We start from the raw sequence: 12,179 nt of genomic DNA on the forward strand, positions 1-12,179 counted from the left end.
TATGACACAGCAAATTGCAGTATTTACCAATGTTGGCGAGCGTACCAACGTAACTGGCTCTGCCATGTTTAAACGCTTAATCATGGAAGAAGACTATGAAGCAGCGCTTACCGTAGCCCGCGAGCAAGTAGAAAATGGCGCCCAAGTTATTGATATAAACATGGACGAAGCCATGTTGGACTCAAAAGCGGCCATGGTTAAGTTTTTAAACTTAATTGCCTCAGAGCCTGATATTTCTAAAGTACCTATTATGGTCGACTCCTCTAAATGGGAAGTAATAGAAGCAGGCTTAAAGTGTATTCAAGGCAAGGCTATTGTTAACTCAATATCGCTTAAAGAGGGCGAAGAGCCGTTTAAACGCCAAGCTAAAATTATTAAACGCTTTGGCGCAGCTGCTGTTGTTATGGCGTTTGATACCGACGGACAAGCCGACACCGCAGATAGAAAATACGAAATATGTGCGCGCAGCTACAAAATATTAGTAGAAGAGATTGGCTTCCCGCCGGAAGATATTATATTTGACCCTAATATATTTGCCGTAGCCACCGGTATAGAAGAGCACGACAATTACGCCGTAGAATTTATTGAAGGCACACGCCTCATTAAACAAAACTTACCGCACTGTAAAGTGTCGGGCGGGGTGTCTAATGTATCGTTTTCGTTTAGGGGCAATAATCCTGTACGCGAAGCCATTCACTCGGTGTTTTTATACCACGCGATAAAAGCGGGTATGGATATGGGGATTGTAAACGCAGGCCAGCTTGCTGTTTACGACGACATCCCAGAAGAACTTCGTAAAGCCGTAGAAGACGTAATACTTAACACCGACCCAGGTGCAGGTGAACGCCTTGTAGAAATAGCCCCTAAGTTTTCGGGCATGGCACAAGCTGAGCGCGTAGAAGATTTAGAATGGCGCACATGGCCTGTTGAAAAACGCTTAGAGCACGCCCTTGTAAAAGGCATTACCACCTTTATAGATGAAGACACCGAAGAGTGCCGCGCAGCTGCCGATAAACCTATCCACGTGATTGAAGGGCCACTCATGGATGGCATGAACGTGGTAGGGGATTTATTTGGCGCAGGTAAAATGTTTTTACCGCAAGTTGTTAAATCAGCCCGTGTAATGAAGCGAGCAGTGGCCTACCTAGACCCATACATAGAAGCTGAAAAAGAAGAAGGCGCCACTAATGGTAAAGTAGTTATGGCCACCGTAAAGGGCGATGTGCACGACATAGGTAAAAACATTGTAGGCGTAGTACTGCAATGTAATAACTACGAAGTAATCGACCTAGGCGTAATGGTACCTGCCGAAAAAATACTGCAAACCGCTATTGACGAAAAAGCCGACATAATCGGCCTTTCGGGTTTAATTACCCCATCGCTTGACGAAATGGTACACGTAGCCAAAGAAATGACTCGTAGAGGTTTTGAGCTCCCACTAATGATTGGCGGCGCAACGACCTCTAAAGCGCATACTGCAGTAAAAATTGAGCCACAGTACGACAAAGGCGTAGTGTACGTAAATAACGCCAGCCGTGCAGTGGGCGTAGTATCGAGTTTATTATCAAAAGAGCTAAAACCAGCCTTTCTAGAAAAAACAAAAGCCGAGTACGTAAAAGTACGCGAGCAACAAGCGCGCAAAAAGCCACGTTCAAAACCGGTTACTATACAGCGTGCCCGCGATAACGCAGCCAAGCTTGATTGGGATAACTACACACCACCAGTCCCTAAAAAGCTGGGCGTGACTGAGTTTAAAAATGTATCAATCGCCACGTTGCGTAAATATATAGATTGGACCCCATACTTTATGACGTGGTCAATCGCCGGTAAATACCCGCGCATAATGGATGATGAAGTTGTTGGCGAGCAAGCACGTAGTTTATTTAAAGACGCTAACGACATGCTCGACGACCTTGAAAAAGTAGGCAGTTTACAGCCATTGGGTGTAATTGGTTTATTCCCTGCAAACCGCGTGGGTGATGACATAGAAATTTACACCGACGAAACCCGCAAAGAGCTGTTAAACACCTCGTGCCATTTACGCCAGCAAACTGAAAAAACCGACTTTGCTAACTATTGTTTGGCTGACTACATTGCGCCAAAAGGCACACCTGATTACTTTGGTGCGTTTGCAGTAACGGGCGGTTTAGAAGAAGACGATTTAGCCAATGCGTTTGACGCACAGCAAGACGACTACAATAAAATAATGGTAAAAGCGGTTGCCGATAGGCTCGCAGAAGCCTTTGCCGAATACCTGCACGAACAAGTGCGTAAAGAGTATTGGGGATATGCACCCGATGAAAACCTGGGTAACGATGAGCTAATTCGCGAAAACTACCAAGGTATTCGCCCAGCGCCAGGTTACCCTGCGTGCCCTGAGCATACTGAGAAAAAGAAAATTTGGCAGTTGCTCGATACCGAAAAACGCATTGGCATGCAGCTAACTAGTTCGTACGCCATGTGGCCAGGGGCTGCGGTTTCGGGCTGGTATTTCTCACACCCAGAGGCAAAATATTACGCCGTAGCATCTATTCAAAAGGATCAGGTAGAAGATTACGCCAAGCGAACCAATATGACGCTCGAAGAGGCTGAAAGGTGGCTGTCGCCTAATTTGGGGTATGAGCCAGAGTAAAAGAGCAGCGGTCAGTTTTTAGCTTTCAGCTATCAGTAAAACAATAACGAGCCAAATTGGGCTCGTTTTTCTGTTTTAGGAACTCTTTTATTTACAAGTAGTTTATTTAGTGGAATTATTGAGCAAAGTAATAAGCTGTTAAGTGCTAGACATGGAGAGTGAGATGGACGAGGTTGTATCATTTGCCGATGAAAGTGGAATTTCGAAAGGATCACCATGTTATACAATTGGAATCTTAAATGTTCCAAGTGGATATTTAGATAAATTTAATTTTAACATTGAGAAAATTTGCAAAGCGAGTGGGATCCAAGGTGAAATAAAGTGGGAAAAAGTAAGAAAAAGCTCAGGGCAAATCAATTTATGCTTAAATATTTTAAAATTTGTTCTAAGCAGCCCATGTACCTTTCATGCTATTGCTGTATCAAAAGGTCCATATAAAAAGTGGCATAAAGATGAAGAAGCAGCTTTTTACACAACATATAATCAACTCCTCAATCAAAGTAGTAAAGGTTTAAATGCTAACTTTAAAGTATATATAGACCAGAAAAGTACTAAGTACCCTAAACAAGATGAAGTAATTCAAATTATTACTAATCATATGCTAGCTAAGTTGCCAACATCTTCAAAAATTGAGCTTGTATCAATGCAAAACTCTAAACTTCATTGGGGGTTGCAAGCCGTAGATGTATTAACTGGGGCAGTTAATACTGGATACCTTTTATATTTCAACCCTAACTCTGATATGCAAATGGCAAAAAAGCTCGCTACTTTCCGAATGGCTGCAATTTTAGGTTGGGATCAATTAGCCTACGACACTAGGCCAAATAATATGTTCAATATCTGGCACTTTCCAATAGAAACTAGAGCTATTCCAGATACAAGGGACATAGTACCAAATTTTGCAATTCCAAATGTTGGCAGAGCAGAATATGAAGTTATAGCTGGCTCTAAATAAAGGACTGCAATGAAGTTTATAAACCACGTAGTGGTGTTATTATCCCTACTTTTCACATCAAACACATTTGCGCTTGAGCAAAAGTATCACGAGAGTGTTTTACCTGTTATTGCTGCTTTTAAAACGCAGGATAAAACTGCGATTGCTGCGCATATTCGCTACCCTCTAAAAAGGCAATATCCATTGCCTGACATTAAAAATGAAGCTGAGTTTATTAACCGCTTTGATGAAGTGTTTGACGATGAACTTGTTGCCGTTATTGCCAGTTCAAACATTAATACTGATTGGGAGAAAGTAGGTTGGCGCGGTATTATGCTATATAACGGTGTTTTGTGGGTAGATACAGACGGCAAAATTATAACTGTAAATACTCAAAATGTTACAGAGCGAGCATTTGCTGAACGATTAATTGAACACGATAAGCAATCTCTGCATTCAAGTGTTAATACTTTTAAAAAACCAATACTCAATTGGAAAACGGCTAACTACCATATTCGCGTTGATGATCTAGACGATGGGAATTACCGTTATGCTGTATGGAGTATTGATAAAAAAATTAGCGAAAAGCCCGACATGATTTTATTAAACGGTGATATTACCTTTGAGGGTAGTGGCGGGAATCATAACTATACGTTTAAAAATGGACGTTACAGTTATGTGTTACAAGTAACCATTATTGGTTGTGATACATCACCGCCAGGCTGGCTTGAAGTTTACAAAGACGAACAACGGGTTTTATCTGAAGATGTTATAAGCGCTATTTAATTTAGTATTAGCAACTTACTTAATAATGAGTAATGTTTTTTAGTACCAAACGTTCTAGTAATTAGTATTATAATAAAATAGTTCTAAGTGGTAGGCTAAAAAGTAGTAAGTAAATTAAAACCGTCCACGCGCTGTAGGGAGTCGTCCTGTAAAGCGCTTTGCAAGGAGTCTAGTATGATCACCCTTACCATTAATGGTAATAAGCATGAGTTTTCTGGCGACCCGTCTACGCCCGTTTTGTGGTACCTGCGAGATGAATTAAATTTAACGGGCCCTAAATTTGGCTGTGGTATGGCGCAGTGTGGTGCGTGCACTATACATATAGATGGTGTAGCGCAGCGCTCATGTGTATTACCGGTATCGGCTGTAGTCGGGCGCAATATTACCTCTATTGAAGGGCTAAGCGAGCAGGGTGACCACCCCGTGCAAAAAGCGTGGGTTGAGCATAAAGTGCCGCAATGTGGATTTTGTCAGTGCGGACAAATTATGCAAGCGGCAAGCTTATTAGCAGCTAACCCCAACCCAACTGATGATGAAATAGTGAGCAATATGTCGGGCAATATTTGTCGTTGTGGTACATACCCACGTATTCATAAAGCGATTAAATCGGCGGCTAAAACCATGGCGGGGGTTGAATATTTTGACCCCAATGAACAAGGGGAAGAGGTATGAAAAACGACAATACGTACTTTGACCTAAACCGCCGCCAATTTTTAAAAACTAGCGCAATAGGCGCATTAGTATTAGGCACATATTTTGTAGGCAGTGCGCCAAGAGCGTTTGCCGGTGTGTTAGAGCAACCATCTGAGCAAGCAAAACGTGCTAACTTATTTATAGCTCTGCGCCCGGATGGCATGGTTGAAATAACCTGCCACCGCTCTGAAATGGGCCAACAAATTCGTACAGCCATTGCCCAAATTGTGGCAGACGAAATGGAAGCCGCATGGGATAAAGTAGTTGTTATTCAAGGTAAGGGCGACCCTAAATACGGGGATCAAAATACCGATGGATCGCGCAGTATTCGCTACAATATGCAGCGCCTGCGCGAAATGGGCGCAAGTGTACGGTACATGATGCAGCACGCGGCCGCTAAATATTGGAAAGTTGAGCCGCAAACCTGTACAGCCAATCAACACGTGGTTACACACAGCTCAGGTAAATCGCTTACTTATAAAGATTTAATCGACTTAGCGCTTACAATAACGCCACCAGAAGTTGATAAGTTAACACTTAAAACACGCAAAGAATGGCGTTATATAAATACCGGTATGGCGCACATAGATTTAACCGATTTAGTAACCGGTAAAGCCACATTTGCTGCTGATGTTCGCGAGCCAAAAGCGCTGGTGGCTATTATTGAGCGCCCACCGGTAGTAGGTGGTGTGGTTAAATCGTTTGATGCCACCGCCGCTAAAGCAATTAATGGTGTAGTTGATGTTATTGAAATGCCTGTACCAAAAGGTGCGCCGCAATTTCAGCCAAAAGGCGGCATTGCTATTGTTGCTAAAAATACCTGGGCTGCATGGCAGGCGCGTAAAGCACTAAAAGTAGTGTGGGATGATGGTAAAAACGGCAATTATAATTCAGAGAACTTTAAAAAGTCGTTACTGCAAACAGTGAATGAGCCGCAAGCGCATGTACGCGAAATAGGCGATACCACCAACATATTGGCTAAATCGAGCAATAAGTTAGTAGCAGACTACTATGCGCCGCACCTAGCTCAAGCACCAATGGAACCACCTTGTGCTACGGCGATGTATCATAAAGACCGCGTAGATATTTGGGCTGCAACACAAAACCCACAAGCTGATATGAAAACCGTAGCTGCGTTACTTGGTATGCAAGAGAGCCAAATTAACGTGCATGTCACCATGTTAGGTGGCGGTTTTGGGCGTAAATCAAAACCTGATTTTTCGGCAGAAGCTGCTTTTATTTCAATGAAAGTGGGTAAACCCATACGCGTACAATGGACGCGAGAGGATGATATTCAGAACAGTTTTTATCATGCGGTATCGGCTCAACATATTGAAGCGTCACTCAATGAAAAAGGTAATATTGAGGCTTACTTACATCGCACGGCGTTTTCGCCAATTGTATCTACGTTTCAAGAAGGGGCAACGACGCCTGCAGGCTTTGAACTGCGCTTAGGCTTTACCGATAACCCTATAAACTCACCTAATCTAAAGCTAGAAAATGGCGAAGCACCCGCCAAAACAAGAGTAGGCTGGATGCGCTCGGTATCAAATATTTTTCATGCTTTTGCTATTCAGTCATTTATTGCTGAAGCAGCGCATAAAGCAGGGCGTGACCAAAAAGACTATTTACTCGAAACCATAGGCCCTGATCGCATATTAGATGTAACCGAGCAAAATGCGTCGTACGATAATTATGGCGGCGATAAAGATGTTTACCCATTAGATATTGGTAAGTTACGTCATGTTATTGAAAAAGTAGCTGAAATAAGTAAATGGGGCCGAAAGCTTCCAAAAGGTCGCGGGTTAGGTATTGCAGCACACCGTAGCTTTTTAACGTATGTGGCAACAGTGGTTGAGGTAGAGGTATCGGATACTGGTGATTTAAACGTGATTAAATCGTGGGTAGCTATTGATGCGGGTACGGTTGTAAACACCGATACCGTTAAAAACCAAACGCAAGGTGGCTCTATTTACGGTATTACCACTGCAATTAGCGATGGTATTACTTTTGATAAAGGCCGCGTACAGCAAAGTAATTTTCACGATTATCGCGTACCGCGTATGAGCGATTCCCCACTAGAGGTAGAAGTAGAAATAATACAAAGCGATGCACCACCTGCAGGTGTTGGGGAGCCCGCAACACCGGTTTATGCCCCTGCATTGTGTAATGCTATTTTTGCCGCTTGTGGTAAGCGCATTAGGCAACTGCCTATAGGTAACCAATTAAAAGCGTAAATAAACGTACTTTTATTAAAACACTAAGCTATTAAACAAAAAAACCGCCAAATGGCGGTTTTATCCGTAAGTCTATGTATTTTAAAGACTCATAAATTACATATTTTGCTCACTAAATTTGTATTGATCTGTTCAGGTTTAAAGGCATTAATATGTTTAGGTATATTGGCTTGAGTATATTCTAGAAGGACGTATTCATAAGATTGTGGCTCAATAACTTCCTCAAGTAGATAGTTCTGCTTAGACTTTTTACTGAATAATACTGAGTAATTTTTTAAATCTGTATGTCTTAATTGGCTGGCTCTATATACATGTAAAAACTCATTGTTTGCGATAACAAAACTATTGAGGATTGATGACCAGTCTGCATACCACTCAGAATCTTCAAATGGTGTATTTCCTATAATTATAATAGCTTTATCATTATTGTAGTCATCGCATAACTGTTTTTCTGAAGATGTTTGTTCAGCTGTTGCTACCCAAGCGCAGCCCATTATGCTAAAGGCAAAGCACCCTAATAGGATTTTTTTCATTTTAGTATCCTATATAAAAAGTGGAATCATCTGATTGTTTGAAATTGATGATTGGTTAAAAAAATGCTTGGCTTCATAGTCGAATGTTGAAGCTGAGAGCTGCTTATCGAAGTGAGGAGAATCCATCCTGGTAAAGTCGCCTCCCCATCGAAGCCCTCTTTTTTTCATTATATCAATAAATTTAACCGCTGAAGTCGTAGCACTTTTAGTTTTAAAGGCGGTTGAGTTGTTCCAATTAGAGCCATCAACAATATTTAAATCTAAAGCATGCCCAATATAATGTTGGCTGCGTTTTGCTGGCGTTACTACAGCGCCACTTGGAGAAATTCCAAGCTGTCTTATTGTCTGGTTTAAAACCAATTTTAAGCCTAGTTTTTTTGCTTCAATGTTCATTGCTTTTATCTCAGTAATTAAGGTAGCTGAAACTACAAACTCACCTTTCAATACATTTTGGTTCGCAATTAATTTGAAGTTAGGATTAAGCTCTATATTAGTAAAAGTTGCTTCTCTTAACCTTAGCAAGTCACCTGTACATCGAAAATTGCTAGCGGCCCAGATATTAAGCTCTCGACGAGTAGCTTTGTCAGTTTGCCCAGAGGTACTTCCTTTAAAAGTTGGCAGTTGATTAATAACCCTTAAATTTTTTAATCGATACGGGGCCGATTTTGCGTTCCATTGGAATAACTTTAATGCGTGTGTAGTTTTTAAGCCAAAATCACCATCAATTTTTGATTTATATGTTCCTAATTTATTAAGCAGTATTTGTAATTCGGATACAAAAGAGTGATTAGCTATGTGACTTTTTCCTTCCCAGATTTGTTTTTTGTCATTGTCTCCTCTTTGAAGAGAAAAGCCACCAAATAAATCCGTCACACCAGTTAAAGCTGACACTACAGCATTGTTATTCATATAAGTTCCTTTAAATTAATAGTTAACCGCACTTATTCCATCGCGATCGTTATATTAGCGATAAAAGAATATAACTAAAGATAAAAAATAGGAACAATATTTTTCGTTAAGTCATTATGGATACACCGTAAAATTGTAAAATTGTAAAATAGATAGTGTCAAAGCCGTAATTTAAACAAATAATTTTAAATTATTTAAGGAAAGCTTTATTCAATTTAATTTAGGTGGTTTCTATTAAACAAAAAAACCGCCAAATGGCGGTTTTTTTAGAAGTTAGCGATTAGTGAGTTTTTTCAAACTCGTCTACTTCACGCTCTGCTTCTTCTTTAGATTTACCGTACTGCTGCTGGATTTTACCTACTAGCTCTGTACGGCTACCTTCAATTTTGTCTAAATCGTCGTCAGTAAGATCGCCCCATTTTTGTTGAGCCTTACCTTTAAGTTCGTTCCAATTACCTTTCATACGATCGCTGTTCATAAGTATCTCCTTACTTAGATTTAATTAACGTTCAGTATAAAAGGAGCAAAGCGTGTACCAATCAGTTAAACTTTTTATTTTATGTTTATAATCATTGGTTTATATATTTAAGCGAGGCGTTACTTTTATTGCAACGCGTATGTTCTTAAAAAATGTACAGAGCGGTCTGTAATATTTTCGTAGGTTAATTTGCAACTTTGATATAGCTTAATGTAGGTTTTAAGTAGGAATACTATTCATAGGTATTCTAAAATTATAAATAAGGAAGGAATACAGAATGGAAAAAGTAAATTTATTAGTGATTTTATCATTTTTTTTCTTGTCGTCAGCAGTGTCGGCTTCACCGCTCGTAAAACAATGGGCAGGGTCTGGAATGGATGCTGATAAGTATTTTTGTGAATATGGTGACGGTGAAGTAAAAGTTATATACGGTAATCAAAACTGCCCATTATCAAACTAATTTAATATATCAATTAACTACCGCAGTATAGCTGCGGTTTTTGTTACAATGCACACAAAGCAATTTTGGGTAAATAGCAGTGCTGCCGGTTCAAAACATATATCAACAACTTGTAACTACATTACAAAGTAACCCTATAACGTTATTACAAGCACCGCCTGGTGCAGGTAAATCAACATGGCTGCCGCTACAGCTTATGCGCGACGGCCATTTTAAACGTATTGTAATGCTGGAGCCGCGCCGCTTAGCTGCACGCAATATTGCCAATTACTTAGCGCAGTGCCAAAACGAAAATGTGGGGCAAAGCGTTGGCCTTCGTGTACGCGGTGAAAGCAAAGTAAGTAGCAATACGCGCCTTGAAATAGTTACTGAGGGCATGCTTACTCGCATGCTACAAAACGATCCAGAGCTTAGCGATATTGATTTACTGATATTTGATGAGTTTCATGAACGTTCAATTGCAGCTGATACCTCCCTGGCCTTTGCTTTAGAGACTCAAAGTGCACTGCGTGACGATTTAACCATACTACTTATGTCGGCCACCCTTGATACCGAACGCTATACGCAATTTTTTGATTGCCCCGTTATACAATCAAGTGGGCGAAGCTACCCCATAGACGAAGTATACATACCCATAAAAGATGAAAGCCGCTGGCTTGATGCTATTGCACCTTTAATAAAACAAGCACTAAACGAGCAAAGCGGCAGTGCGCTGGTGTTTTTACCTGGGCAATTTGAAATAGTAGGCGTACAACAGGCCCTTAATGATTTGCCAAGTAACTGCCTAGTTGCCATCTTATTTGGCGAGCAGGATAAAGCTAATCAGCAGGCGGCGATTGCTCCTGCGCCTGAGGGCATGCGCAAAGTTGTGCTTACCACCAATGTAGCCGAAACCAGCTTAACCATTGAGGGTATTCGCATTGTTATTGATAGCGGTAAACGCCGCGCGGCGAGTTATAACTTAAAAACAGGTGTAACGGAGCTTACAACACAAAGTATATCGCGCTCCTCTGCCGTGCAGCGTGCAGGGCGTGCAGGGCGAATAGAATCAGGTGTGGTGTACAGGCTTGGCTCTAAGCAAACCTTTGAGCGACGCAATAGCCACGATAACCCCGAAATACTCACCTCAGACATAAGCCAACTTATGCTTGAAGCAAAGCAGTGGGGCGCAAATATTAGCGAACTCACCTTGCTTGATACGCCAACAGCGCAGCAATGCACACAAGCAATGAGCTTACTAACTATGCTTGAAGCCATCGACGGCAAAGGCAAGCTAACAAAGTTAGGCAGTAACATGCTGGGTTTTGGGGCGGATATTCGTTTAGCGCATATGCTTTTAAAAGCGCAAGCGCTTGAGGCAGAACTCCCTGGTATTTATCGCTTAGCACTTTATTTAGTGGCGCTGCTTGAGAGCCGAATAAACAGCGCCAACGAGCTAAGCTTAGCGCTACATAGCCAACAGCAAAGGCCACACCCAGTATTTAAACAGCAGTTAAAATACTGGCAAAGCCGTTTAAAAGTAACCGACAGTAACAGCGAGCTAAACACCGAGTATTTAGGTTTGCTGGTGGCATTAGCTTACCCCGATCGCATTGCAAAAAAACGCGGCAATGGCTACTTACTTGCCAATGGTGCGGGCGCTGATTTAAACACCGATTTCTGGCATAACGATGACTACCTTGCTATTGCAAGCATGGGCGGCCATAAAGGCACGCGTATTTTTGCAGCCACCGCACTTAGCCCATTTGAGCTACAAGATTACTTACCGCATTTGTTTACTACGCTTACCCGCTGTGAGTTTGATGAAAAAACCGCGCGCTTTATCCATCAAGACGAAGTAAAGCTCGGCGCCATTACGCTTACAAGCCAACCAAGTAAGCAAAAGCTTGATAAAACCGAGCGCGCCAAAGCGTGGCTTAATTTATTTACTAAACAAGGCTTTGCATTATTTAATGAACAACCCGATGCGCAGCAATTATTAATACGCATGAGTTTAGCCAGTCAGTTTATGCCAGATACGTTCCCGGCAATAAGCGAGCAGCAACTTATCGAAACAGCTGATGATTGGTTAGGCGTGTATTTACAAGATATAAAAACGCTGGAGCAGCTTAAAAAGTTTAACTACTTTGAAGCACTGCAAAATTGTTTTGACTGGCCACAGCAAACAGCGTTAAAAGCGCTACTACCACTTAGATTAACGGTACCTAGTGGCTCAAATATAAAAATTAATTACCAGCTAGATGGCCCCGCAAAGTTAAGCGTGCGCATGCAAGAAGTGTATGGTTTAACAAGTACGCCAATGCTTGCAAATGGCAACCTACCACTGCTTATGGAATTACTATCGCCAGGTAAGCGCTCATTACAACTTACGCAAGATCTAGCGCACTTTTGGGCTAGTAGTTATCGCGATGTACAAAAAGAAATGAAGGGGCGTTACCCTAAACATTTTTGGCCAGATGACCCAGCCAACAGCGTGGCAACCAATAGAGTCAAAAGCAAAATGTAGGTGTTAGTTAT

Annotated in this window: 10 protein-coding genes; 7 read left to right on the forward strand and 3 right to left on the reverse strand. The window is 41.5% G+C overall.

Annotation, left to right across the window (positions count from 1 at the left end; all coding sequences use genetic code 11):
- Nucleotide 1: 1 nt before the first annotated feature.
- From metH to ALFOR1_RS04550, 5 genes are all read left to right on the forward strand, one after another.
- A complete protein-coding gene (gene metH / locus ALFOR1_RS04530; protein ID WP_104642193.1) occupies nucleotides 2-2,632 on the forward strand; it encodes a methionine synthase in 2,631 nt (876 codons plus the stop codon).
- 163 nt (nucleotides 2,633-2,795) lie between these two features.
- Complete coding sequence (locus ALFOR1_RS04535) at nucleotides 2,796-3,587, forward strand: DUF3800 domain-containing protein (RefSeq protein WP_104642194.1); 792 nt, start codon at nucleotides 2,796-2,798, stop codon at nucleotides 3,585-3,587.
- 9 nt (nucleotides 3,588-3,596) lie between these two features.
- Nucleotides 3,597-4,352: a hypothetical protein gene (locus ALFOR1_RS04540; RefSeq protein WP_104642195.1), complete on the forward strand. Its 756-nt coding sequence runs from the start codon at nucleotides 3,597-3,599 to the stop codon at nucleotides 4,350-4,352.
- A 174-nt stretch (nucleotides 4,353-4,526) separates the two neighbouring features.
- Complete coding sequence (locus ALFOR1_RS04545) at nucleotides 4,527-5,024, forward strand: (2Fe-2S)-binding protein (RefSeq protein WP_104642196.1); 498 nt, start codon at nucleotides 4,527-4,529, stop codon at nucleotides 5,022-5,024.
- A complete protein-coding gene (locus ALFOR1_RS04550; protein WP_104642197.1) occupies nucleotides 5,021-7,282 on the forward strand; it encodes a xanthine dehydrogenase family protein molybdopterin-binding subunit in 2,262 nt (753 codons plus the stop codon). Before ALFOR1_RS04545 ends, ALFOR1_RS04550 begins: the two co-directional genes overlap by 4 nt.
- An 89-nt stretch (nucleotides 7,283-7,371) precedes the next feature.
- On the opposite strand, the gene ALFOR1_RS04555 is transcribed toward ALFOR1_RS04550, so the two are convergent.
- From ALFOR1_RS04555 to ALFOR1_RS04565, 3 genes are all read right to left on the reverse strand, one after another.
- Nucleotides 7,372-7,815, reverse strand: coding sequence for a hypothetical protein (locus tag ALFOR1_RS04555; RefSeq protein WP_104642198.1), 444 nt, complete (start codon nucleotides 7,813-7,815; stop codon nucleotides 7,372-7,374).
- Nucleotides 7,816-7,824: 9 nt separating this feature from the next.
- Complete coding sequence (locus ALFOR1_RS04560) at nucleotides 7,825-8,724, reverse strand: M15 family metallopeptidase (RefSeq protein WP_104642199.1); 900 nt, start codon at nucleotides 8,722-8,724, stop codon at nucleotides 7,825-7,827.
- 280 nt (nucleotides 8,725-9,004) lie between these two features.
- Nucleotides 9,005-9,202, reverse strand: a complete 198-nt coding sequence (locus ALFOR1_RS04565) for a CsbD family protein (RefSeq protein WP_002958133.1) — start codon at nucleotides 9,200-9,202, stop codon at nucleotides 9,005-9,007.
- A 277-nt stretch (nucleotides 9,203-9,479) separates the two neighbouring features.
- Between ALFOR1_RS04565 and ALFOR1_RS04570 the strand changes: the two genes are divergently transcribed.
- Complete coding sequence (locus tag ALFOR1_RS04570) at nucleotides 9,480-9,662, forward strand: hypothetical protein (RefSeq protein ID WP_104642200.1); 183 nt, start codon at nucleotides 9,480-9,482, stop codon at nucleotides 9,660-9,662.
- Nucleotides 9,663-9,741: 79 nt separating this feature from the next.
- A complete protein-coding gene (gene hrpB / locus ALFOR1_RS04575) occupies nucleotides 9,742-12,168 on the forward strand; it encodes an ATP-dependent helicase HrpB (RefSeq protein ID WP_104642201.1) in 2,427 nt (808 codons plus the stop codon).
- The last annotated feature ends 11 nt before the right edge of the window (nucleotides 12,169-12,179 follow it).

This window comes from Pseudoalteromonas carrageenovora IAM 12662, from assembly GCF_900239935.1.
Taxonomy (GTDB): Bacteria; Pseudomonadota; Gammaproteobacteria; order Enterobacterales; family Alteromonadaceae; genus Pseudoalteromonas; species Pseudoalteromonas carrageenovora.

Bases quoted from the DNA above. Each gene is read 5' to 3' on its own strand.
- metH (WP_104642193.1), top strand. From the start codon at position 2: ATGACACAGCAAATTGCAGTATTTACCAATGTTGGCGAGCGTACCAAC.
- ALFOR1_RS04535 (WP_104642194.1), top strand. From the start codon at position 2,796: ATGGACGAGGTTGTATCATTTGCCGATGAAAGTGGAATTTCGAAAGGA.
- ALFOR1_RS04550 (WP_104642197.1), top strand. From the start codon at position 5,021: ATGAAAAACGACAATACGTACTTTGACCTAAACCGCCGCCAATTTTTA.
- ALFOR1_RS04565 (WP_002958133.1), bottom strand. From the start codon at position 9,202: ATGAACAGCGATCGTATGAAAGGTAATTGGAACGAACTTAAAGGTAAG.
- ALFOR1_RS04555 (WP_104642198.1), bottom strand. From the start codon at position 7,815: ATGAAAAAAATCCTATTAGGGTGCTTTGCCTTTAGCATAATGGGCTGC.
- ALFOR1_RS04545 (WP_104642196.1), top strand. From the start codon at position 4,527: ATGATCACCCTTACCATTAATGGTAATAAGCATGAGTTTTCTGGCGAC.
- ALFOR1_RS04560 (WP_104642199.1), bottom strand. From the start codon at position 8,724: ATGAATAACAATGCTGTAGTGTCAGCTTTAACTGGTGTGACGGATTTA.
- ALFOR1_RS04540 (WP_104642195.1), top strand. From the start codon at position 3,597: ATGAAGTTTATAAACCACGTAGTGGTGTTATTATCCCTACTTTTCACA.
- ALFOR1_RS04570 (WP_104642200.1), top strand. From the start codon at position 9,480: ATGGAAAAAGTAAATTTATTAGTGATTTTATCATTTTTTTTCTTGTCG.